Annotated in this window: 24 protein-coding genes; 17 read left to right on the forward strand and 7 right to left on the reverse strand. The window is 37.0% G+C overall.

Features of this window, described 5'->3' with window-relative positions; translation table 11 throughout:
• The first annotated feature begins 18 nt into the window (after positions 1-18).
• The 3 genes from SM124_RS06430 to SM124_RS06440 all read left to right on the forward strand — a co-directional run bounded on the left by SM124_RS06430 (position 19) and on the right by SM124_RS06440 (position 1,908).
• Positions 19-555, forward strand: coding sequence for an RNA polymerase sigma factor (locus tag SM124_RS06430; protein ID WP_322445678.1), 537 nt, complete (start codon positions 19-21; stop codon positions 553-555).
• Complete coding sequence (locus SM124_RS06435; protein ID WP_322445679.1) at positions 524-1,480, forward strand: hypothetical protein; 957 nt, start codon at positions 524-526, stop codon at positions 1,478-1,480. Before SM124_RS06430 ends, SM124_RS06435 begins: the two co-directional genes overlap by 32 nt.
• Positions 1,481-1,659: 179 nt before the next feature.
• Positions 1,660-1,908 (forward strand): hypothetical protein, encoded by a 249-nt coding sequence (locus SM124_RS06440; protein ID WP_322445680.1) that lies wholly within the window; start codon positions 1,660-1,662, stop codon positions 1,906-1,908.
• A 33-nt stretch (positions 1,909-1,941) separates the two neighbouring features.
• Here SM124_RS06440 and pdxR read toward each other — a convergent pair whose 3' ends face one another.
• Positions 1,942-3,348, reverse strand: coding sequence for a MocR-like pyridoxine biosynthesis transcription factor PdxR (gene pdxR / locus SM124_RS06445; RefSeq protein WP_322445681.1), 1,407 nt, complete (start codon positions 3,346-3,348; stop codon positions 1,942-1,944).
• An 88-nt stretch (positions 3,349-3,436) separates the two neighbouring features.
• On the reverse strand, positions 3,437-4,687 hold the full coding sequence (locus SM124_RS06450; protein ID WP_322445682.1) for an MFS transporter: 1,251 nt from the start codon (positions 4,685-4,687) through the stop codon (positions 3,437-3,439).
• A gap of 217 nt (positions 4,688-4,904) precedes the next feature.
• On the opposite strand from SM124_RS06450, the gene SM124_RS06455 reads away from it, so the two are divergent.
• Positions 4,905-5,615: a nucleotidyltransferase domain-containing protein gene (locus SM124_RS06455; protein ID WP_322445683.1), complete on the forward strand. Its 711-nt coding sequence runs from the start codon at positions 4,905-4,907 to the stop codon at positions 5,613-5,615.
• Between the two features lie 62 nt (positions 5,616-5,677).
• Here SM124_RS06455 and SM124_RS06460 read toward each other — a convergent pair whose 3' ends face one another.
• Positions 5,678-5,923 (reverse strand): DUF2164 domain-containing protein, encoded by a 246-nt coding sequence (locus tag SM124_RS06460; RefSeq protein ID WP_322445684.1) that lies wholly within the window; start codon positions 5,921-5,923, stop codon positions 5,678-5,680.
• A 145-nt stretch (positions 5,924-6,068) separates the two neighbouring features.
• On the opposite strand from SM124_RS06460, the gene SM124_RS06465 reads away from it, so the two are divergent.
• Complete coding sequence (locus SM124_RS06465) at positions 6,069-6,641, forward strand: cysteine hydrolase family protein (protein WP_322445685.1); 573 nt, start codon at positions 6,069-6,071, stop codon at positions 6,639-6,641.
• Between the two features lie 28 nt (positions 6,642-6,669).
• Here SM124_RS06465 and SM124_RS06470 read toward each other — a convergent pair whose 3' ends face one another.
• The gene (locus SM124_RS06470) at positions 6,670-7,377 is read right to left on the reverse strand and encodes a YqcI/YcgG family protein (RefSeq protein ID WP_322445686.1); all 708 of its coding nucleotides are present in this window, start codon (positions 7,375-7,377) and stop codon (positions 6,670-6,672) included.
• 326 nt (positions 7,378-7,703) lie between these two features.
• Between SM124_RS06470 and SM124_RS06475 the strand changes: the two genes are divergently transcribed.
• From SM124_RS06475 to SM124_RS06490, 4 genes are all read left to right on the forward strand, one after another.
• Entirely contained in the window at positions 7,704-8,285 is a 582-nt protein-coding gene (locus SM124_RS06475; protein WP_322445687.1) for a hypothetical protein, read from the forward strand.
• Between the two features lie 168 nt (positions 8,286-8,453).
• Positions 8,454-9,050 carry a GNAT family N-acetyltransferase gene (locus tag SM124_RS06480; RefSeq protein WP_322445688.1) on the forward strand — a complete coding sequence of 199 codons (597 nt, stop codon included), beginning with the start codon at positions 8,454-8,456 and terminating at the stop codon, positions 9,048-9,050.
• Between the two features lie 87 nt (positions 9,051-9,137).
• Positions 9,138-9,998, forward strand: a complete 861-nt coding sequence (locus SM124_RS06485) for an aminoglycoside phosphotransferase family protein (protein ID WP_322445689.1) — start codon at positions 9,138-9,140, stop codon at positions 9,996-9,998.
• A gap of 196 nt (positions 9,999-10,194) precedes the next feature.
• Positions 10,195-11,904, forward strand: coding sequence for a methyl-accepting chemotaxis protein (locus SM124_RS06490; RefSeq protein WP_322445690.1), 1,710 nt, complete (start codon positions 10,195-10,197; stop codon positions 11,902-11,904).
• Positions 11,905-11,934: 30 nt separating this feature from the next.
• Here the strand turns inward: SM124_RS06490 and SM124_RS06495 are convergent, their stop codons facing one another.
• Positions 11,935-12,717, reverse strand: a complete 783-nt coding sequence (locus SM124_RS06495; protein ID WP_322445691.1) for a formate/nitrite transporter family protein — start codon at positions 12,715-12,717, stop codon at positions 11,935-11,937.
• A 568-nt stretch (positions 12,718-13,285) separates the two neighbouring features.
• Here SM124_RS06495 and SM124_RS06500 point away from each other — a divergent pair.
• From SM124_RS06500 to SM124_RS06530, 7 genes are all read left to right on the forward strand, one after another.
• Positions 13,286-14,890 (forward strand): ABC transporter substrate-binding protein, encoded by a 1,605-nt coding sequence (locus SM124_RS06500; protein ID WP_322445692.1) that lies wholly within the window; start codon positions 13,286-13,288, stop codon positions 14,888-14,890.
• A 124-nt stretch (positions 14,891-15,014) separates the two neighbouring features.
• Complete coding sequence (locus SM124_RS06505) at positions 15,015-15,965, forward strand: ABC transporter permease (protein ID WP_322445693.1); 951 nt, start codon at positions 15,015-15,017, stop codon at positions 15,963-15,965.
• Between the two features lie 4 nt (positions 15,966-15,969).
• Positions 15,970-16,821, forward strand: a complete 852-nt coding sequence (locus tag SM124_RS06510) for an ABC transporter permease (protein WP_322445694.1) — start codon at positions 15,970-15,972, stop codon at positions 16,819-16,821.
• A 26-nt stretch (positions 16,822-16,847) separates the two neighbouring features.
• The gene (locus SM124_RS06515) at positions 16,848-17,843 is read left to right on the forward strand and encodes an ABC transporter ATP-binding protein (protein WP_322445695.1); all 996 of its coding nucleotides are present in this window, start codon (positions 16,848-16,850) and stop codon (positions 17,841-17,843) included.
• Positions 17,836-18,810, forward strand: coding sequence for an ABC transporter ATP-binding protein (locus tag SM124_RS06520; RefSeq protein WP_407691379.1), 975 nt, complete (start codon positions 17,836-17,838; stop codon positions 18,808-18,810). Before SM124_RS06515 ends, SM124_RS06520 begins: the two co-directional genes overlap by 8 nt.
• Positions 18,811-18,821: 11 nt before the next feature.
• Positions 18,822-19,256, forward strand: coding sequence for a hypothetical protein (locus tag SM124_RS06525; protein WP_322445696.1), 435 nt, complete (start codon positions 18,822-18,824; stop codon positions 19,254-19,256).
• Between the two features lie 290 nt (positions 19,257-19,546).
• Positions 19,547-20,092, forward strand: coding sequence for a GNAT family N-acetyltransferase (locus tag SM124_RS06530; protein WP_322445697.1), 546 nt, complete (start codon positions 19,547-19,549; stop codon positions 20,090-20,092).
• 54 nt (positions 20,093-20,146) lie between these two features.
• Here the strand turns inward: SM124_RS06530 and SM124_RS06535 are convergent, their stop codons facing one another.
• On the reverse strand, positions 20,147-21,217 hold the full coding sequence (locus tag SM124_RS06535; RefSeq protein WP_322445698.1) for a Gfo/Idh/MocA family protein: 1,071 nt from the start codon (positions 21,215-21,217) through the stop codon (positions 20,147-20,149).
• 73 nt (positions 21,218-21,290) lie between these two features.
• The gene (locus SM124_RS06540; RefSeq protein WP_322445699.1) at positions 21,291-21,791 is read right to left on the reverse strand and encodes a hypothetical protein; all 501 of its coding nucleotides are present in this window, start codon (positions 21,789-21,791) and stop codon (positions 21,291-21,293) included.
• 94 nt (positions 21,792-21,885) lie between these two features.
• On the opposite strand from SM124_RS06540, the gene SM124_RS06545 reads away from it, so the two are divergent.
• The gene (locus tag SM124_RS06545; protein WP_322445700.1) at positions 21,886-22,473 is read left to right on the forward strand and encodes a vWA domain-containing protein; all 588 of its coding nucleotides are present in this window, start codon (positions 21,886-21,888) and stop codon (positions 22,471-22,473) included.
• The last annotated feature ends 96 nt before the right edge of the window (positions 22,474-22,569 follow it).

A 22,569-nucleotide genomic window follows, 5' to 3' on the forward strand; every position in this document is an offset into this window, starting at 1 on the left:
TGGAAGGGGGAGAGGAATATGGATGCCGGCCGGCAAATAGAGCAATGGTTTTATGAATATGAAATAGATATCTTAAACTATCTTATTTATTATACAGGGATGAGAGATGTGGAGGATCTTGTTCAGGATACATTTTTACGTGCATTTAATGCGTTTCATTCATATAGAAGTGATGCGAATCCTAGAACTTGGTTAATTTCAATTGCAAGGAATACAGCAATTGATCATTTTAGGAAAAAGAGTCTATGGGAAAAAGTAAAAAGAACGCTGATAGCTGATCAAAATGAAAATGAATCAACACTTACCGATCAGTTATTACTTATGGAAGAAGAGTATGCATATCTATATCAGTCTATTTCTAGTTTGAAACAAAGCTATAAAGAAGTGGTGCTTCTTAAGGGAATCGCCGAACTTTCATCGGAAGAAACGGCTAATGTACTAGGGTGGAGTGTAAATAAAGTGAATGTAACCTTTCACAGAGCGGTCAAGAAACTCAATCTGATTATGAAGGAGGAGGGTTCAAATGGAACACTTGACGAGCAAAGATCTTCTTAAAAAAATGAAGGAGTTACCACAATTTGAAATGGAAGCGAATAAAAAACACGAGACGATAATGAAAATAAGAGAAGCTCGAACGACGAAAACCAAACGGAAGTTTTCTTTTCAAAAAGCTGGTGTATGGGCTGCTATAGCAGCGGTGTTTATACTATTTCCAGTGGTATATTTGACTCAAGTTTTTCCCGATCAGCAAAAACAAGGCTCATTGGTGCCAAATCAAGAGAGTCAGGAAGCGGATTATTTTGCTCTTCTCGATGAAAATATGAATCCGGTTGGTTCGGATTACAACTACGGAATCCCTGAGAAGGCTAGTATAATGGGACCTAAAGAATGGGTCGCAAATGACGAGCGTGGAAGCTCCAAAGTGTTTATTTTTCTATGGGGAGAACAAGATAAACTTTCAGGTAAAAAACTAACATTAACGGCTAAACACAAGAAAACGGGGGATGAACTGTTACTATCAGATCGGCCTTTAGCTGGAAAACTCTATAACGCAGATGCCCACCTTGTCTCCAGCTTACCAGTTTTCCCTAGTGATGGAGAATGGGAACTGACTTATTTAATTGATGAGGAAATTTTTGCTCAATATCCTGTATATGTAAAGGAATCTTATTTGAATTTTGAAGATTCAACCTTACTAATCTCAAAAATGGACATTTTTGCAGGGGAATATGAAAAACTACAGTTAGAAGTAGAAGGGGCTGATTTGCCTTTAGAAGTAACCTTGAAACTTTATCATCCTGAAGAAAAAAACAGCCAAGAGTTTACCTTTACTAAAGAAGATGAATTCATTCGAGCAAAAGATAACAAGGTAGTAACCATGTATACTGGAAACATTACATTTTTAAAAAGCGGTCATTATGAGGTTGAAGTATTGAACAACTCTGGAAAGCTAGAAGTAAGAAGACCAATAAATCAATAATCCTGGTACCTGGAGATCATTCCAGGTGCTTTATTTATTATAGGATGATATGAAAAAGGTAAGCAGCAAAATAGTTTGAACATTAATAATGAAGTAACACGTCAGTTGATATTGTTATAAATTGTAAAATCAATCAATAAACTAAAATCAAGAATCAAGCTTGATTTTAGGAGGACAGCATGAATAAATGGGGTAAAATCAGGAAAATGGGGAAAAAGCGATTTGTTTTAGAATACGGATTCATTGTGTCCATCCCTTTAGTAATGGATTATTATATCGTAAAGTTTTTTCTCTTTTCGTTTCAAATTGACGTTCATTTCATGGAATTAATAATCGTGTGGGCAATCTCAATTTTGGTAGGTGTAATTTTTTTTACATTAGGTTGGAATACATTAGAGAAAGACTGGATAAAAAATTACATTGAATAAAAGGGCAATTCTTAAAAGAATTGCCACATATGATTAGTTGAACCAACTTTGGTAGAGAACGTCGACCCCTTTATTTATTTGATCCACGGTCATACCACCAAAGCCAAGTAAGAAAGTAGGATTTGTATGTGTGTACAAATCTTTTCTATACCATGTATTCCTGTAAGCTGTAAAGTTCACTCCGGCATTCTTAGCCCTTCTAATAAGTTCATCTTCATTAATCTCAGTTATAACCTCAACAGTAACATGAAGACCTGTTTCTCCTTTTAAAATTATTGCTTTCTGTTTAAAGTAAGTTTCAATAGCATTTACCATAGCGATGTATTTTTTTCGATAAAGTTCTTTCATTTTAAATCGATGCTCTTCATAGTGTCCTAGTTTCATAAATAATTCAAGTGTTTTTTGTTCGATTCTAGAGGTCGTTTGCTGGAAATGAAAGTGATTCTTATAATATGCATCTAATAGATTCGAAGGTAAGATGATATATCCTATACTGATTGACGGTAAAAGTGTACGGTGAAAAGTCCCCATGTAAATCACTCGATTTTCCTGGTCCAAGCTTTGAAGGGAAGGAATGAGGTCCCCACTATATCTTAGTTCGGATAAATAATCATCTTCAATTATAAAGGCATTTCTTTCAGTAGCCCATTTTAACAACTCTATTCGCTTTTGGATGGTCATCATTGAACCTAGTGGGAACTGGAAGGAAGGTGAAACAAAGACGATGTTTGCGTGAACTGAATCTAAATTTTCCTGTTTGAAACCATCCTTATCCATTTGCACAGAAGCAATTTGACACCCCATTTTTTCAAAAGTATTAGTTGTAAGGGAATATCCTGGTTCTCCAACGGCAACTGTTTTTCCATGCAAACAAAGAATTTGCCCAATCAGATGTAATAAAATTTGTGAGTGGGACCCAACCACGACTTGATTGGGAACGCAATTCACTCCCCTCGTTTGGCTTACGTAGTGAGCAATTTCTTCGCGTAGACCAAGTTCCCCTTGTGGGTCACCTAGGCGATACAATATATCTTCCTCATAACTTAAAACATGATGAGTGATTTTTCTCCAAGTAGATAAAGGGAAGTTAAGAGTATCAATTTCATCTAAGTGAAAGTCATACGGATAGAAGGGTTCTTGTGTTTTTAATGGAGCTTTCTGTGTATGTTCTTTTGAAGTAAAAAAATCAACGTCTACTTCCAATACAAAATATCCACTTCTAGGTCTACTTTCTATTAATCCTTCTGTTACTAATTCGCCGTAAGCGGACTCTAAAGTAGCTTTATTTACATGAAGTTGTTCTGACAATTTTCTAATCGAAGGAAGACTTTGTTTAGCTTTGATAGAACCGTCCATAATTTTCAATCTAATTTGCTTATATATTTGTATATACAATGGAATATCAGAATTTCGATTAACTTCTAGTAGTAATTCTTTCATCCTTGTGCTCCCAAGAAATTTAGTTCTTTTGTTTTTAAACTTGTTAATGCTATTAAATCAGCTAAAAAATTAAAGAAGAAAAATACTTTTAGAAATCGGCTTGAAGATTTTCCTGGTTAGTACGATTGTTACGTGAATAGCTTACTAAATAGAATAAAGTAAACGTACATACGACAAAAATTAGTATAGTTGTGACTATAAAACTAATCTGAATACCTAGTTGTTCAATGAATAAAGCTACCAAAAACATTGACCCAGCTTCGCCTAAAAAGGCAACAGTTGACAAGACGCTAAACACTTTTCCAATTTTATCGTCAGGAGTTGATGTCTGAATCATTAGGATCATTGGTAGATCAATAAAGGCTTCAGCAACCCCTGTTAAAAATGCAAAGACTCCAGCAATATATATATTTGGAGATAGTCCAACTCCCATTAAGCCTAATCCCCATACGATACAACCTATCAAAATATAAATAGAATATGATGATTTCATGCTCCATTTGCCAAGCCATACAGCTCCCAGGGCACTGCCAACTCCAAATAAAGTTAAAATCACAGAAAATCCTTTAGCCCCAAGTTCCAATTCTTGGTCGGAAATAATAGGTAAGCCTAACCTCTCCATACCTGTAAAAAATATAAGTACTATTCCAAAACTTGTAATAGATAACAATAGTGGTTTTTTCGTCTTCAAAAAGTTAAAAGTACCCTGTAATTCTTGTAACACTTTTATAGGTTCTTTCCTTGTTTCTTGCTTAATCTTGATTGGTAATATAAACATTAGAGGAAGAATGGTTAAAAGTAAAAAAATACCGAACATCCATGGTGGAGCAACATGAGTGATGAGGAAACTTGATGCAATGGGTGCAAGGGATCTTGAAAGCTGTAGACTTAATTGAAAGATTGAATTTCCTATTGGCCATAAAGGCTCAGGTAATGTCACAGAAATCATGCTTCGAATGGCTGGGCTATAAAAACATCGAAATGTTACGATGAAAAAAGAAGCTCCAGCAAGTAAATAAATCGACTCCCACTTTAATAAAAACATTATTAAAATCATTAATATCATGATGGCCGTCCCTAATTGATTAAAGATGAAAATCTTTTTTCGGTTTAAGCAATCAGCATAAACTCCTCCGACAAGACCAAACAACAAGTAAGGTAATGCGGTACTCTGTACAACAATAGCTGCCTCAAACGTATTGGAAGACATTTTATATGCTAACCACAATAACACCACTTGAAATAATACAAAACCGAAGCTAGATAAAGTACTAGAAAGTAACACGAAAATAAAATCTTTATGTTTTCTTAACTCACTATATTGGATGTGATTTGACATCTTTTATCCCTCCTAATTGAAGGATAAAAAACAGGAGCTATATTGTCACGGTACAGATCATTTCTAATTTTCCGGGTCAAAATGGATTAGCTTTATTATAACCTTACATAAAAGATTGGTAAATCAGTGGAAACAACAGTGGTGATTTATGTTAATGTGTAAATAAACACTGTTAGTTGGGGAAAGTTTAATAGAGTAAGGATTAGAGGGAGAAGCTATGAATAAATTAAAACCAGAAGAGGTAGCACAGGGTTTTATTAACAAGTATTTTCCAAACTGCCATGGAGCATTACTTGCAGGCAGTGTCGTTCGAGGAGAAGCGACTGAAACATCTGACTTAGATATTGTTGTATTTGATAAAAATATTCCGACCTCTTATCGAGAATCTTTCATCGTTTTTGATTGGCCGCTAGAGCTGTTCGTCCATAATCTGACATCATATAAAGCTTTTTTTGAAAGTGACTGTGAAAGGGCAAGACCCTCATTGCCAAGAATGGTTTCAGAGGGCTTGATATTGAAAGATTCTGGGATTTTGGAATCTATAAAAAAAGAATCGACAGCTTTGCTAGAGAATGGTCCAGCGGAGTGGTCTAAAGAAACAATTGATACAAAGCGATATTTCATCACTGATGCATTGTACGATTTTATAGGGGGGAAGGACCGAGCTGAAGAAATCTTTATTGCGAATACACTTGCTGAACTTACATCGGAATTTGTATTACGGACTAACCGCCAGTGGATTGGTGCATCGAAGTGGATAATTCGCTCATTAAAACAGTTCAATCATGAATTTGCAGAGCATTTTGTGGAGGCCTTTGATACTTTTTATAAAACCGGTGATAAAAATAAAATCACTGAACTAGTTGACCAAGTGTTAGAACCATATGGAGGACGATTATTCGAAGGGTATGCATTAGGGAAGAAGTAAGCACTATGTACTTGCTGTTGCCAAGGTTCAATAAGGGAGAGCTGATTTAAGCCCTCCTCTTTCTATCTCTTTACCGGACGTTCTAAAGTTAAAATTTCATCCTCAATCGCAGTAAACTGTAGCTCAACAACCTGTTTCACATCTGAGACAGCCGCATTGTAAAAGTGAGGAGCTAGAGATTCCTTCACAAAGTCCAGTACTCTTTCCGCAGCAAATTCCGTAATTTCCTCATCTCTTTCTTGTAAAAAGAAAGTCTGTATATCAGATATCATCAGTTGTTGCTGTTCTTTCGTAAGTTTCATAAACATGAGTGACACTCCTTAAAAGGTAATATATGTACTATACCCATCAAATTTTTATATTGCTAGGCTATATTTTTTTGAAAATGTGTGTCTCTAAATAAAAAATATACACAAAATAAACATGATACTAATATGTAAGGAGACCAACCACATGAGTCAGTTTATGACACCACCAGCACTATTAATATTGGATGTCCAAAAAGGGTTTGATGATCCGTATTGGGGAAAACGTAATAATCCCCAGGCGGAGGAAAATATGGCTAGACTTTTGTCGGAATGGCGGAACCGAAAATGGGAAGTCATTTACTCCCAGCATTTATCTTTACTGCCTAATTCACCTTTAAATCATAAAAACAAAGAAGCAACTGAGATGAAGGACATCATCAAACCTAACCCAAATGAAAAGGTGTTCCCGAAAAATGTGAACAGTGGATTTATTGGAACCCCACTAGAATCCTACTTGCGTGAGCAGAAAATTAAAACTGTAATCATCACAGGGTTGTCCACACAACATTGTGTTTCCACAACCACTCGAATGAGCAGCAACTTAGGATTTGATACATATTTAGTTTCAGATGCCATTGCCGCATTCGAGATTACCGATCACAACAATAAAACTCATTCAGCAGATACAGTTCAAGAACTAGAGCTCGCTGCATTGCATAAAGAGTTTGCAACCATTTTAACAACAGATCAAATTTTAAATCAAATAAAGCAATCATAGTAAGCGCATGATTTTTCATGCGCTATTTTCATTCCTTTTTCTTAAATAAATGGTGGAATTGGTGAAAAGGGCACTTCGAAAGGGAAGTATCATCATCTCGTAAAAAGTATTGTCTCCATTCAAAATTATCCTCTTCTCCATAGCTGTTTAAATGTGGATGAATCGGGGCGTTATCGTAATTTTCTAATCTTTTTCGTACTTGTTTTTTTATCCGACTAGCGTAAGATTTAGATTTATTAAACTCCTGCAGCACCCAGCGAGGAGTGATGGCAAGCATCATATGGTCAAAATGTCTACTTTGACGATTAACATGGGCAGGGGTGGCACAGTACATAAAATATTTCTCACCTCGAAAACAAAATTCCCAAATTGGATTGTGAGGGTCGGTAGGAATGTCCTTTGGCCATTCTAAATCATCAATTTTACTCAATCCGCTTAGCTGTTTCCAAAAAAGCTGTTCAAATTCTTCTACGCTATTTAGCCTTCTTAAATCCTCAGGGGTTTCATAAAAAATAACTAGAGATGTGTACTTACCAAATTGTCTTGAAGCTTCAGTGTACTCGGTTAACAGTTCACCAAGCAGTTCTATCGAAGAAAATTCCCTTGGGTCGCCTATAAATCCATAACGCAAATGGTTCGTGGAAAATCCAATTGTAGCGGGTATACAAGGGAATGGCTTCTCTTTGTTTGTCATTTTTAGTTCGAATTTCTCCAAGGCTGCTCGTTCCCATTGCATTAGGCTTTGCCTATTGGAGATATCATCTAAATATAGTCCTTTAATAATAATCCCCCCTTAATCGCTCCTACAATATATTCAATTTAGGACTAAGTAGGTGAATGTCCATATAGTAAATGGGCTGTGTGTAGAAGTGAATATAACCTCGTCAAAACTGTGAAGAAGTACTAGAAAGAACGCTGAAATGATTTCGATAAGAAGTCCAATCTCCTTGGGAATTATATCTCCCGTAAAACAAGAGGAAAAATAATAAAATATTTAATGGACAAATTTTAATGGGAATAAACGCTACAAAAGAGGGAGTAACCTATAAGGGGGGGATGCAAATGAGCACAATCATGAGAATGGTTCACTCATGTAAGAATCATCATGAACTCACAAACCAAGCCTATTCCAAAACAACCAAGCTTGTATTAGGCAGCCTATTAGGTGCGCTCGCAGCCATTCTACAATCAGCAGGATTATTTGCTGGTGTTGGATATATTTTTAGTACAATAACTACAGGACCCATAATCCTAGCTACGATTATTTCTATTCGTATTGGCATTCTTACTTATGTTCTAACGACTCTTCTACTGGTTATTATCCAGCCAACTGAAGTACTTGTGTTTCTCTTCACCACAGGGCTGCTAGGGGTAGGTTTAGGCATAGCGTTCAAACTATTAAAGAAAGGAATATTGGTCACCTTAATGGGTGGAATCACTTTAAGCCTAGGAATTTTTGCACTTCTATACATATTTCAATTTCCGATTCTGGGGCCTTCTGTTACCTCTAAAGTGAGCGGAACCGTTATCCTTGGCACATTGGTATTGTCTATTCTATATAGCTGGATTTGGATGAGATTATGCATGATTGGAATGAGACATCTCAATAGATTCATTTTTAGAAATGCTAGGTTTGAGGAATAGCATTAGGAAGGGTTGTATCTGATATCAGATATAACCCTATTTCTTGTTATTTCGTTTTTTTATAATGTCCCACTAGACCAACTTTTACTAAATTACTAGAAAAATATATTTACCATTTAAAAAACTTTATTATAATGGGAATAACTAACATATACAGGGGTGGCAGGAATGGAAATTAAAGACATTTACGAAAATCTACCAACATTAGAAACAGAAAGGCTAATTTTAAGAAAAATTACACTAGAAGATGTAGAGGACATGTTCTCTTACGGTTCAAACGAAGAAGTTTCTAAATATGTAACTTGGAATACTCATCAAACTCTTGCGGATTCAAAGGGATTTATTGAATTTATTTTGAATCAGTATGAGCAAGGGAAAGTAGCTCCATGGGGAATCGAGTACAAAGAAAACGGGCAATTCATCGGTACGATTGATTTCGTATGGTGGCAACCTCAACAAAAAACGGCCGAAATCGGTTATGTTATTCACCAGGATTATTGGGGGAAAGGGATTACAACAGAAGCGGCAAAAGCATTAATACAATTAGGCTTCGAAAAAATGGATCTAGCTCGCATTCAAGCTAGATGTTTTGTAGAAAATATCGGGTCCGAACGAGTAATGGAGAAAGCGGGCATGTCTTACGAGGGTACACTCAGAAAAGGCATGTTTATCAAAGGGAAACATCAAGACTTAAAAATGTACGCCATCATCGATGAAGAGTATTCAGCACAAAAACAGTCTAAACAAGAGATATTCAACCAATAAAAATTGAGCAACAACGTTTAGAATAGAACTTTAAAAAGTTGCTAAATAGCAACTTTTTTTGGTAGTGGTATAGAAAGTAGGAAAAACATGAACATTCCGAAAATCATTAAACATTTATCCAAGCAAAATTTAATACAATCCAGTCAGCTAACATTTAAAACTCTAAAAGGGGGAACATCTAGTGAAATCATTATCCTGTATCAACAGGATACACCCCAATATGTCATTAAAGTTAATGAAGCGAACGTTTTAAAGGAAGAGGCGATGTTTCTAAGCTATTATGAAGAAATGGAAATGTTACCAAACTTACTTTATGTTGTACCTTCCTATCAATATATTGTTTATCAATTCAAAAGTGGTTCCACGAATGTTAATAATATAAGTAAAGAGGAACTGCTAGCTGATTTGGCGGAAAATTATCTTAATCATTATAAACAGCTACCTACCACTTCAGGATTTGGCTGGACAGATGATCAATCAACTACTTGGAGAGAATTTTTGTTATCAGAGGTAAAGAGAGCAAAAGAAATTATTAACCATCACCTATCAGAAGAGGATTTTCAACTTATTTTAAGGTTGATCGATAATCCGAAGAGAAATCTTCCAAAACCCTATCTCTTGCATGGGGACTGTGGTATACATAATTTCCTATTTGAAGATGATAAACTGTGCGGAGTGATTGACCCGACTCCACTTATAGGTCCACCTCAATACGATTTCATTTACGCCTATTGCTCGTCGTCACCCGATGATCTAACGTTGGATACCATCCAAAAAGCGGCCCATTATTTAAACAATTGGGAAAAGAATGATGAATTTTTATTTGAAGAGGTTCTAATAGGTTTATATATCCGAATAGCTAGGAGTATTTTGCATCACCCAAACGATTTGGAAGACTATCTAACTGTATGGGATTACTGGAAGAACATCTTGAAGAATGTGAGTTAGAATGATAAAAGGGGGATACCAAGGTGGTGCCTCTTTTTTATGTTTCTAACCGATAATTCATAAGTATAGGGAAGTAATTATTTGAAATGTTTTGAAAAAATAGGGAGTTTTTGTCGAAATCATAGGGAATTCCCTAATTCTATATCCCCCTGGCAGGAATCATAATGAAGTGGAACAAAGGAAAAGGGGGAGGACCATGCAATTATTTCATAACCTAAAGATCAGGTCCAAATTAATGATATTAGTAGTTATTCTCTTAATATCATCTTTAGGAATATGGTTTATTGGTACATATAATTTAGAGAGGTCTAACGAAGCACTCGATACGATGTATGAGGAGAATTTGAAGCCCATACGAACGTTATCATCATTGAGTACAAATATCCGAGCAATTGAAAGTGATTTATTTAGAATAATTTTAGAAACTTCTGATAGTGAAAATCAGCAAATTATTGCTCACATTGATACTACAGTCGCTGAGAATAACGCATTGATAGAAAGTTTCGAGAAATTTGAACTAACGGACAACCAAAAGTCACTGTTCGAAGATTTAAAGAGCAACATAACTGTCTATCGTACGGAAAGAGAAAAAGTTTTAGTATTGGCTCTCCAAAATAAACAAGCAGAGGCTTATGAACAAAGTAAAAAAATCTTTCCGGTGATACTAGAAATTAATGAAATCACTAAAGAATTAAACGATTTAACTCAGAAGCTAGCAGACGATAGCAACTTAGAAGCCAAAGAAAGGGCAGAATCTGCTCATAATTTAATGTTAGTAACCCTAGCGGTAGCCATCATACTAGCGATTGGACTAAGTATATTCATCATTCGTTCTATTACGAAACCGCTTGACAAATTAACGAAGGTAACTGCGAATGTAGCCAAAGGGGACTTAACGGAAGAACTTCATATAGAAACAAAAGATGAGGTTGGGGTTTTAGCACATTCGATTACAGAAATGATTCAAAACTTAAAAATTCTAATCACTAATATTTCGTCAACTTCACAAGAATTAACTGCATCCGCAGAGGAATTATCTGCAAGTGCAGAACAAACAGCCGACTCTACTAATCAAATTACAATGTCCATTCAAGAGATTGCTAGTGGAACGGAAAAACAACTTGAAAACTCAATGGAATCTGCTCGAGCGATGGAGGAAAATGCCCAAGGTGTTGGAAGAGTGGCCGAGTCAGCCTATACGGTAGCGGAAGCAGCCAATGGTACTTTACAACAAGCAATCGAGGGGAATAAAATCATTGAAAGTGCGGTTGAACAAATGACCACTATTGATCATTCTGTTCAGCACTCTATAGGTATTATTCGAGCTCTGGAAGAAAGTTCAAAAGAAATTAGCAATATTTTAACATTAATTATGAATATTGCGGATCAAACCAACCTACTCGCGTTAAATGCTTCAATAGAAGCAGCAAGAGCAGGCGAACATGGAAAAGGATTCTCTGTTGTTGCCGAAGAAATAAGAAAATTAGCGGAACAAACGGCTCAATCCACATCGAAAGTAACGAATCTAGTTCAAGAGATTCAAAAATATTCATCAACATCGGTGGAGTCTATGAATCAAGTAAATACAGAAGTACATAAGGGGATATCTGCCGTTCAAAATTCTGGAGAAGCATTTAGAGGAATTGTTGAAGTAACTAGTGCTGCTGTAGAAAAAATTGAAGAAGTCTCAGCCGTAGCTCAACAAATGTCAGCAAGTTCAGAACAAATTACTGCTTCTGTTGTTAACATTGCGGACATTTCAAAACACAATAATGACAACACTCAAAGCATAGCAGCAGCCTCAGAAGAACAAGCAGCTACAATGGAAGAAATCACAGCATCTGCTGAGTCACTTAGTAAAATGGCAGAGCAGCTGCAAAAATTAATAACTGCTTTTAAAGTATAATGAATAAGAAGTAAGGCTGCGAAATGCACCTTACTTCTCCTCTAAAAAAGGTTTATTTACATAATAATACATCCAACCCATCAGAAAACTCCCACCAATAATATTACCAATCGTAACCGGTACTAGATTATGTATGACACCACCAAAGGTAATCGTATTCGGATGCTCCAATACTAAAGCAATCGCAAACGTACACATATTAGCAATACTATGCTCATATCCCGAGATAAAAAAGCAAAATACAAACAAAATCATTACAAAAAGTTTTGCTCCTTCTTCTCTTAAGGCCATCGGGATAAAAAAGGCTAAACAAACAAGCCAGTTACAAAGTATTCCTCTAAAGAACAATTGAAAAGTAGAAATATGGATTTTCTTTTCAGCAACGGAAAGCAAAAATCCATTCACAGAAGGATCATCAAATAAACCGGTCGTATAAATTAAAAACGCAAACGCCATAGCCCCAAGAATGTTTCCAATATAGCTATAGGTCCATAGTTTAAATACGGTACTCCACAACATTTTTTTTCTAAGAGCAGTATAGGTAAAATAAAAAGTATTACCCGTAAAAAGGTCCCCACCGCCATAGGCGATTAAGATAATCGCTGCACCAAAAGCAAGGGCAGCCATCGGGTAAGCAGCAGGTGACTGAGTCACATAAAAAAATCCACCTGTTTTAAAAGCAACAATTACCCCAAACCCAATAAACATACTAGCCAAAGCTGCCCGAAGGATATAGTGAACCGGATTTGTGTCATACACCTTCTGTTTCTTCAAAGCCAGCTTTTCAACCTCAAGCAACGTCTTAATCTCCATAATACTCACACCAATCTATAAAAGAAACTATACTTATATTTAGCTTAATTTCCTTTTTTATGTAGGTTATCTATTAAATTTAAGTAGCTAGTTTAATGCTTGTAAAGTACCGCTGAATCTGTAGTTCAACGGTTTTTTAGCGTTCGCGGATAAAATGAAAAGACCGCGGATATATTCGTTTTATCGCGGATATATGAAGAATAGCGCGGATATATGAAAATTTTCGCGGATATATTGAAATAAACGCGGATATTCACCAAATTGACTTTTCAATGTACTAGGGACTAGTCTAAAAACAGCTGCCACGTCATAAACTAGCTAATAAATCTAAATATAATAGTAGATTCAAATAAAAAAATCCGATTCTTCATAAAATTCCCTATATAATAACAATTTCATTTCCCATTTATCGCGAGGCAATTCCATTGACTTCCTTATTTGTCAGTGTTAGATTATTCCTTATAGGAAAAGTCGGAATTAACCGATTTTCATAGAAGGCTATTTTTCGTATATAAAAACTACATACATACAACAGCGGAAACAGCCGAGAATCAAAGGGGGAAACAGAATGAAAAAGAGATTACTAGTATTACCGATGCTACTTTTAGCCATGGTGCTTGCTCTTGCAGCTTGTTCTGGTGAGAAGGAGCCAGCAAAAACAACCACAGATACGGGTACTGAAAGCAAAGGAACGGCAAAAGAAGGCGGTAAATTAACCATTGCGGTTACAGACAATCCGCAAGTGATGAACCCGCTATATGCAAATGACCGTATTACATTAACGATTCAACAGGCACTATATGCACCACTATATTTCATGGGAGATGGTGGACAGAAGAAGTTTGTTCTTGCTGAAAGCTTCGAACCATCTGAAGATCAATTAACTTGGACTTTGAAATTAAAAGAAAACCTAAAATGGCATGATGGAGAAAGTATCAATGCTGATGATATCGTCTTCACATTTAACTCAATCTTAGATGAAAAACAAAACAGTTCAATCCGTGGAAGCCTAATTTTTGGAGGTAAGCCAGTAAAAGCTGAAAAAGTGGATGACTTAACAGTGAAACTGACGTTACCGCAAGTAAGTGCTTCCTTTGAAGGGGCTTTAACAGACTTTTTTCCAATTCCAGAGCACGTATTCAAAGACGAGGCTGACTTAATGAAGAGCACGAAGAACCAATCACCAATCGGTTCTGGTCCTTTCAAATTTAAAGAGTTCAAAACGGATGAATACGTAATCCTTGAGCGTTTTGACGATTACTTTAACGGAAAAGCAAAGTTAGACCAAATCGTTTACCGAATTGTTAAAGATCCAAATACTGCAAACATTTCTCTTCAAAATGGTGAAGTGAACATGAGATTAATTGACCCTCAAGATCACAAGAAGTTAAGTGACACAGGGAAATTAAACATGCACACGTTCCCAGAAGGAAGACTTTTCTACATGGCATTTAACTTAAATAGTGAAGCTGTTCAAAGTAAAGAGCTTCGCCAAGCAGTTGCTCATGCCCTAGATAAGAATGAACTAATTCAAGCAGCATTCGTTTCTTCTGAATTTGCTGTTCCGGCTAAATCTGTTTTAACACCAGATACAATGTATCATACAGAAGATTTAACCACTTACGATTACAATCAAGACACAGCAAAAGAATTACTGAAAAATGGTGGAATTAAAGAAGGTCATACAGTACGAATCATCTATGCAAACAACAACAAAATCATGGAAAGCCTTGCATTATATTCTCAACAAAAGCTTCAAGAAATTGGTTTGAAAGTAGAATTAACTCCAATGGACCCAAGTGCGTATGGACAAAAGACTTTAGACATGGCTACAACAGATTATGATATCAGCTTTGGTGGTTACATCATGGGATCTGAGCCAGATGTGTATAAAACATTATTCCAAAGCGATGCACCATACAACTTCGCTCGCTATAAAAACGCTGAGTTTGACCAACTTTGGGAAAAAGCTTCTGTAGAGACCGACAAAGCGAAACGCGAAGAGCTTTACAGACAAATTCAAGAAACAGTTGCTCAAGATGTTCCATACCTACCACTTGCTTATCCAAAAGCGATTCTTGCAGTAGATAAGAAGTTTGGTGGGATTGAAGAAGCAACTCCAATCCCAATTTCAATGGTAGAAGATCTATCAAAAATTTATGAACTAGAATAATAGCTTAGGCAAAAAAGCTGATATGCTATCAGCTTTTTTGCCTTTTTTCGAAATTATTGTTTTCCTACTAAAAGTTGTTTCATGCCAAATACATATTTTGGAAAAAATGAGGAGGGGACACGATTTGATTAAAGTCATCTTAAAAAGACTATTAAATGCCATACCGCTTTTATTCATGATTTCCATCATAGCCTTTTTACTTATTAAACTAGCACCAGGTGATCCGATACAGAGTTTTGTTACGCCAGACATGCATCCGGATGACGTCGAGCGAATTCGCAAAAGCTTAGGGCTAGATCAGCCCATCCATATTCAGTACATGATGTGGCTACAAAATACTTTAAGCGGAAACCTAGGTTATTCAATTATTAGTAAACGTCCAGTTCTAGACATGATTGTTGAACGCTTACCAGCAACGATTGGATTAATGGGTGCGTCACTCCTTGTATCTTTAGTCATTGCTATCCCATTAGGAATGCTTACAGCTGTTAAAAAGAATACCTTTTTTGACCGCATTGCAAACTTTATTTCATACATTGGTATTTCCATTCCGAGTTTCTGGTTTGCCCTTCTATTAATCTATCTGTTTTCTCTAAAATGGGGGCTACTTCCAAGCATGGGGATGAGAACTGTTGGCGAAGACTCCATTTTGGATATCCTCAAGCATGGAATTTTACCTTGTACCGTACTGGCGTTTCAAAATATCTCCGTTTATATGAGATATATAAGATCGAGCACCATTCATCAGCTTGAGGAAGATTATGTTCAAATACAATATGCATATGGTTCTAGTAAAGCAAGAGTCTTGTACAATCACGTCCTCCGTAACGTCTTGTTACCGATAATAACGATTATTGGTCTATCCATTCCGTCACTCGTTGGTGGAGCATTTATAACAGAGACTGTTTTTTCATGGCCAGGCCTTGGTTTACTTGGAGTAACATCGATTTTTAGCTTTGATTATCCAGTGATTATGGCGATTACGCTGTTTTCTTCCATCATGCTTGTGCTAGGTAACTTAGTAGCAGATATACTTTACAGCGTCGTAGATCCACGCATTCGATTGAGGGGGTGAGGAAATGAACAAGAGAAGATGGAATAATGTAAAAAAAGAACTGTTCAAAAACAAGTATGCTCTCATGGCCTTAATTACTCTAGTGATTTTTAGTATTGCTTCCTTGCTTGCTTTTCTGTCACCTTTTGACCCGAATAAAATGTCAATTGTAGATAAACTACAAGCTCCTAGTAGCGGTCATTGGTTTGGAACTGATGATTATGGGCGTGATTACTTTACCCGGGTTTTGTACGGAGGGAGAGTATCACTTGCTGTTGGTTTTTTAGCGATGGCTGTTGCAATAACGGTTGGTACAGCAGTTGGAACTATTTCAGGCTATTTCGGTGGCTGGATTGATAACATCCTCATGAGATTTGTCGAGTTACTCATGTCGATTCCTTCCTTCTTTTTAATGCTTTTATTAAACGCTTATATGAAGCCGGGAATTACAACTTTAGTACTCATTATAGGACTGATGACTTGGATGGAAATAGCAAGGATTGTTCGTTCGGAAACCTTGTCAGTCAAAGAGCGAGAGTATGTTATGTATGCAAAAGCATCAGGACAATCTTCTTTCTTTATTATTGTAAAACATATCATTCCTAATATTGCTTCAACCATCATTATTGCTGGTACGTTAAATATTGCAACCGCGATCCTAATGGAATCATCTCTAAGCTTCCTTGGTCTTGGAGTCCAACAACCGAATTCATCATGGGGAAGCATGCTAAACAATGCCCAAGGGTATATAGGTGAGGCATGGCATTTGACACTTTTCCCTGGATTCCTAATCTTGTTCACGGTTCTTAGCTTTAACGTCCTTGGTAATGTACTACGGGTTGCTTTTGAACCAAAAGGAGCAAACGGACAGAAATAAACTTGATATAGAGAGGAGTGAATCAAGTGACCAAATTATTAGAAATTGAGAATCTGAAAACATCTTTTTTTACAGAGGCAGGTGAAGTCCAGGCAGTAAGGGGTGTCGGCTTCCATCTGAATAAAGGGGAAGTGTGTGGGATCGTTGGGGAGTCAGGAAGTGGCAAAAGTGTTATGGCAAAATCCATCATGTCTCTTATCCATTCTCCTGGAAAAATTAAAGAAGGAAGAATCCTTTTACATGGTGAGAATCTCATTGGCAAATCCGATAAAGAGCTCCGTTCCATTCGTGGAAATGAAATTGCCCTTATTTCACAAGACCCCATGTCAGCTTTGAACCCTGTTGTCCGAATCGGAAAGCAGTTAACAGAAGTGATTATACGTCACAGAAAAGTGAAGAAAAAGGAAGCTGACAAAATTGCTGTGGATTTGCTTAGACAGGTGGGCATATCTTCACCTGAAGAACGTTTAAGACAGTATCCCCATGAACTCAGCGGGGGAATGAAGCAGCGCATCATGATCGCAATGGCAATTAGCTGTAGTCCTGAATTATTGATAGCGGATGAACCAACAACAGCACTAGATGTCACCATTCAAGCACAAATTCTTGATTTGATGAATGAATTAAAGGAAAAAACAGACATGGCCTTACTGCTGATTACACATGACCTTGGGGTGGTTGCTCAAAACTGTGAACGCGTGATGGTCATGTACGGCGGAATGATTATGGAAGAAGGGCCTGTTAAAGACCTTTTTCAAAACCCAAAGCATCCTTACACTGAAGGCTTATTAGGTTCACTTCCGAAACAATCAGAAGGGGTAAAAGAAAGACTCATTCCGATACAAGGTTCACCTCCTGATCTATTAAATCCTCCAAAAGGATGTCCGTTCGCAGGAAGATGTCCGTACACCATGTCTATTTGCGAAAAACAAATGCCACCATACTTCGAAGTGGGCATCGGACGACGGACCATGTGCTGGCTGCAGGATGAAAGCAAGAAAGATGGTGCAAATCATGAGTGAAACCCTATTAGAAGTAAAAGACTTGAAAAAATATTATCCTATGAAAACAGGATTTCTTAATAGAGGACAGCAACATTTGAAAGCTGTAGATGGGGTCAATTTTACCATTAATAAAGGAGAAACATTTGGTCTCGTCGGTGAATCTGGATGTGGGAAATCAACTGTTGGGAGAAGTATTATCCGCCTACATGATGTGACTAGCGGAAATATTTTCTTTGATGGTACAGATATTGCAACATTAAAGGAAAGAGACTTGAAAAAGTATCGACGCCGCATGCAAGCTGTTTTCCAGGATCCTTATGCTTCACTAAATCCAACGATGAATGTATTTGAACTGATTAGTGAGCCGTTAAAGATTCATGGTTCTCCGTCTATTAAGGAGCAAAAGGAAATAATACTAGATTTACTCAATCAAGTCGGTTTAAAGGAAGACCACCTGTATCGATATCCTCATGAATTTAGTGGAGGTCAGCGTCAAAGGGTGAGTATTGCACGTGCACTATCTGTAAAGCCAGATTTTATTCTATGCGATGAGCCAATTTCAGCACTAGACGTTTCTGTACAAGCTCAAGTTATTAATATGCTTGAAGATATTCAAGCAGAAACAGGTGTTACATACTTGTTTATTGCTCACGACCTTTCCATGGTACGCCACATTTCTACTAAAATAGGAGTGATGTATTTAGGAAATATCGTTGAAATTGCAAGTAGCGATGAACTGTATACGAATCCGTTACACCCTTATACACAGGCTTTATTGTCAGCGATACCAGAACCGGACACTTTAAAGGAAAAGCGAGAGAGAATTATTTTAAAAGGGGAAGTACCTAGTCCTCTTGACTCGCCATCGGGGTGTAAGTTTCGAACTCGTTGTCCACATGCCATGAGTATCTGTGCTGAAGTTGTACCATCCATGATCGAAGTAGAAAGTGGGCATCAAGTAGCTTGTCACTTATTTGATAACTAGGAGTGAGTTTGATGGAAAAAGCAAAGTTAGCTTTAAACCATGCAATTATGATCGAAATCATCCGTAAACACGGACTATCTAATGAAGGTATTCTTGGTCTATTAGAAGAAGGAAAGATAGAGAATTTTTATCAATTTGGAGAGGGAATTCCAGATTGGCAAACCTTCATACAATTTTATGAAAACCAAAAAGACCGTTTAGTACGAGCGATTACACATGGCTACCAAATTACTTTCCTTACAAAAGGGGCGTTGAAGTCACTCCTAGGAATTAAATTTGGAGTGGAGAACTTCGAGGATTGCGGGACTTATTTAGATGGAATTATTTTGTCAAAAACACAATTATTTGAACTACAGGGACTCATCTCAATCAATTGGAAGATTATTGAGAAAGAAGTAGTAGATGAGGAACATCATATAAAAATTGAATTGACTAAACCTGTATAGTGATAGAATCTGAAAACGCTGTTATAAACAGCGTTTTTGTCGTTTCGCGGATATAATGAAACGAACGCGGATATATTTAATTTTTCGCGGATATAGGTAAAATAGCGCGGATATATGAAGATTTTCGCGGATGTATTGCAATAAACGCGGATATAAGGGATCCCGGTCAATTCAGACGCTAGCAAATCTTCGAAATCAACAAATTTCCATTGTATCCACTCATCTACCAAACTATAATAAAACAAGTATGCCTAGAAATCGGCTTATTTTACCAATGAAAGGAGTCCATTATGATCATAAAACAACAAAAATTCAATATAAACGGCCTTGATTATACTATCCGATCAGCCATCCATGTAGATGCCGAACAATTATCCAAAGTTAGAGTAAAAATCGACGGGGAAACGGAAAACATGGACCGGGAAGCGGGAGAAGGCTTTATAGACGTACACGGCTTTGAACAAATTATTCAAACTGACTCGGAAAGTCCTACAAATTTATTTTTAGTGGCTGAAGTGGATGGTCGTATTGTCGGTTTTTCAAGATGTGCGGGGAGCAATTTAAAAAGACTAGCACATAAAGTTGAATTCGGAATTTGCGTCTTAAAAGATTATTGGGGATATGGCATAGGCAAAAATCTACTAAAAGAAACAATTATCTGGGCAGACTCGAACAGTATTAAGAAAATCTCCCTAGCTGTACTTGAAACCAACGAAAAAGCTATTCAATTATACGAAAAACTAGGCTTTGAAATTGAAGGCGTACTAAAGAGAGACAAACTTCTATCAGACGGTAACTATTATAGCACTATCATGATGGGAAGATATCATGATTAAATCCCCACATACATAAAAAAAGCGGGAAAGACTGCTTTCCCGCGATTTCACCAATTATAAACTTACCTTTCGACCTTCTTTAGCAGATAAACGAACAGCATCCAACACTAATTGAACTTGATGACCATTTTCAAATGTCGCAACATGTGGAGCCACTTTTTGTTCTGTCAACGTCGCATAAACTCCATCTAACATTGGATAAAAAGCTTGATAATAACCTAGTGCTCTAGGTGAAAGGTCAGCAGGCTCTTCTAAACGAGGAGAGAGTTCCACAGCTGTTAACTCATCATCACCAATTGCTAATTCTACATGCTGATCATCCGTCATCACGAGTGTACCATTTGTTCCGAACACTTCTAATCTCCACTGATTTGCTTTATGAAGACTAGCCGATGTTAACTCAACAGAGAAAGATGTTCCTGATCCTAGTTTACCAACCGTCTGGAATGAATCCTCAGCTGTACGAACCTCAGACTGATCCTTTGGGGAAGGAACGTGAATCGGTAACTGCCCATAAACTTCCTTCACTGCATCATTCGTCCACCACATGAGTGAATCAAACATATGAGAACCAATCGCTCCAAGCATCCCACCACCAAATTGCTCTTGGCCAAGCCAGCCGCGTTTATGATTTGCCAATGAAAGATAGCCAGTGTAATTACATTTATAATGTACATGTAAAAGCTCACCAAGTTTTCCACTTGATAAAATCCCTTTCACTTTCTGTCTAGCAGGTAAAAATCTAAATTCAAAGTTAATGAAGCCAAAACGTTCAGATTCATTTTTTAAGTCTAGCATTTCTTGAGACTCTTTAGCGTCAAACGCCATTGGCTTTTCACAGTAAACATGAAGGTTACGTTTAAAGCCCTCCATGACCATTTCATGATGTAAATAAGGAGCAGATGCAACCGACAATAAATCAATGGATTCTGAATCTAGCATCTTTCTCCAATCGTCATACACTGCATCAATACCGTTTTCTTGCTTAAGCTCCTCAACATTTCCACGATGGACGCTTGAAATAGCCACTACTTCAAAACCAGGATGACTTTGCATAATAGGGGCATGAACCTTTGCACCGAATCCAGTCCCAATAATTCCTACTCTAATCTTCTTGTTTTCCATTTATGTAACACCTCGATTTAATTTTAGAAACTTCGACTCTCTAAATATATTCGATGTGCAGTCTGGATTTCCTCTAAAAATTAGTCAAAGGCTTCAAACTAAAATAATCCAATGCCTGATTCACATCATGAATGTTATAAATCTTTCTTTCTAAACAAAACTGTATCACTAAATCAGTCGTGTCGCTATCCGACAAAGAGAATCCAGCTGAGCCTAACAGTTCATCCGTTTCATCCTTATCCAATTCAAGTGCTAAAGCTAGGGCGATAATGGTATTTTTACCAGGACGATAGTCAGTATTCGAACGTATTTTAGAAAAATGCTTTCGATCAACCCCAGCTTTCTTATAAATGTCCGAATCCTTTGCACCTTTTTCATCAATAAACTGAAACAAAACATGTTTCAAAGTGGGCTTGCGATGATGATTAATAAAATCCTCTAATTCAATCGATTGAATACTCTCGGACAAAGAGTAATTTATTTCTTCCGCTGACTTATAAACGACAAGATCATCTATATATTGGTGACGCTCTATGTAATTCTTTAATTCTTCCAATATCTTTTTTTCGAGCAAGTTGATGACCTCCAAAAATGTCGCTTTCCAGGCGACCAAATGATGGCTAATATTAGCTAATATTATAGCATAACGAAGAGAGAGGTTTATTAACATGAATAAGCAGTTAACGGAAATCATTTTTTTACTAGACAGAAGCGGTTCGATGGCAGGGCTAGAGGACGACACAATTGGTGGCTTTAATGCATTTATTGTGAGGCAGTGCAAGCTAGAGGGAGAAACAATCCTTACCACTGTCCTATTTGATGATGAATATGAGGTACTATGGAATGGTGTTAGTGCAAACAATGTTACTCTATCGGATCAAGAGTATTATGTTCGAGGCTGCACCGCTTTACTTGACGCAGTGGGAAAAACCATTCTAGACGTTGGTCACAGATTGTCAAAAACAAAGGAAGAGGAGAGACCTGGGAAAGTGATCTTTGTCATCACAACAGACGGAATGGAAAATGCAAGTCAAGAATTCACCTACACAAAAATAAAAGAACTCATCCAACACCAAAAAGAAAAATACAGCTGGGAATTTATCTTTATGGGGGCAAATATAGACGCCGCAAAAGAAGCGAACCAAATTGGAATTGAAGTAGAAAATGCATATCACTTTGAAGCATCGAATAAGGGAGTAGAGGAGATGTATAATGTGATTAGTGAAGCGGTGATGGAGAAGCGGAATTTATTATAATGCTAAAGGGTCAGCAAGAGCTGGCCTTATCTGTTTATAATTACAATATGGTGAAACACTGAGATTCCAGACTAGAATAAGCCTACAAGACTCATT

This window comes from Robertmurraya mangrovi (assembly GCF_034427655.1).
Taxonomy (GTDB): domain Bacteria; phylum Bacillota; class Bacilli; order Bacillales; family Cytobacillaceae; genus Robertmurraya_A; species Robertmurraya_A mangrovi.

Excerpts from the sequence above, each read along its gene's own strand:
- SM124_RS06525 (WP_322445696.1), top strand. The coding sequence starts at position 18,822 with ATGGAAAAAGCAAAGTTAGCTTTAAACCATGCAATTATGATCGAAATC.
- SM124_RS06495 (WP_322445691.1), bottom strand. The coding sequence starts at position 12,717 with ATGGAGATTAAGACGTTGCTTGAGGTTGAAAAGCTGGCTTTGAAGAAA.
- SM124_RS06450 (WP_322445682.1), bottom strand. The coding sequence starts at position 4,687 with ATGTCAAATCACATCCAATATAGTGAGTTAAGAAAACATAAAGATTTT.
- SM124_RS06510 (WP_322445694.1), top strand. The coding sequence starts at position 15,970 with ATGAACAAGAGAAGATGGAATAATGTAAAAAAAGAACTGTTCAAAAAC.
- SM124_RS06470 (WP_322445686.1), bottom strand. The coding sequence starts at position 7,377 with ATGCAATGGGAACGAGCAGCCTTGGAGAAATTCGAACTAAAAATGACA.
- SM124_RS06430 (WP_322445678.1), top strand. The coding sequence starts at position 19 with ATGGATGCCGGCCGGCAAATAGAGCAATGGTTTTATGAATATGAAATA.
- SM124_RS06490 (WP_322445690.1), top strand. The coding sequence starts at position 10,195 with ATGCAATTATTTCATAACCTAAAGATCAGGTCCAAATTAATGATATTA.
- SM124_RS06480 (WP_322445688.1), top strand. The coding sequence starts at position 8,454 with ATGGAAATTAAAGACATTTACGAAAATCTACCAACATTAGAAACAGAA.
- SM124_RS06520 (WP_407691379.1), top strand. The coding sequence starts at position 17,836 with ATGAGTGAAACCCTATTAGAAGTAAAAGACTTGAAAAAATATTATCCT.
- SM124_RS06485 (WP_322445689.1), top strand. The coding sequence starts at position 9,138 with ATGAACATTCCGAAAATCATTAAACATTTATCCAAGCAAAATTTAATA.
- SM124_RS06435 (WP_322445679.1), top strand. The coding sequence starts at position 524 with ATGGAACACTTGACGAGCAAAGATCTTCTTAAAAAAATGAAGGAGTTA.
- SM124_RS06535 (WP_322445698.1), bottom strand. The coding sequence starts at position 21,217 with ATGGAAAACAAGAAGATTAGAGTAGGAATTATTGGGACTGGATTCGGT.
- SM124_RS06545 (WP_322445700.1), top strand. The coding sequence starts at position 21,886 with ATGAATAAGCAGTTAACGGAAATCATTTTTTTACTAGACAGAAGCGGT.
- pdxR (WP_322445681.1), bottom strand. The coding sequence starts at position 3,348 with ATGAAAGAATTACTACTAGAAGTTAATCGAAATTCTGATATTCCATTG.
- SM124_RS06460 (WP_322445684.1), bottom strand. The coding sequence starts at position 5,923 with ATGTTTATGAAACTTACGAAAGAACAGCAACAACTGATGATATCTGAT.
- SM124_RS06465 (WP_322445685.1), top strand. The coding sequence starts at position 6,069 with ATGAGTCAGTTTATGACACCACCAGCACTATTAATATTGGATGTCCAA.
- SM124_RS06455 (WP_322445683.1), top strand. The coding sequence starts at position 4,905 with ATGAATAAATTAAAACCAGAAGAGGTAGCACAGGGTTTTATTAACAAG.
- SM124_RS06530 (WP_322445697.1), top strand. The coding sequence starts at position 19,547 with ATGATCATAAAACAACAAAAATTCAATATAAACGGCCTTGATTATACT.
- SM124_RS06500 (WP_322445692.1), top strand. The coding sequence starts at position 13,286 with ATGAAAAAGAGATTACTAGTATTACCGATGCTACTTTTAGCCATGGTG.
- SM124_RS06440 (WP_322445680.1), top strand. The coding sequence starts at position 1,660 with ATGAATAAATGGGGTAAAATCAGGAAAATGGGGAAAAAGCGATTTGTT.
- SM124_RS06475 (WP_322445687.1), top strand. The coding sequence starts at position 7,704 with ATGAGCACAATCATGAGAATGGTTCACTCATGTAAGAATCATCATGAA.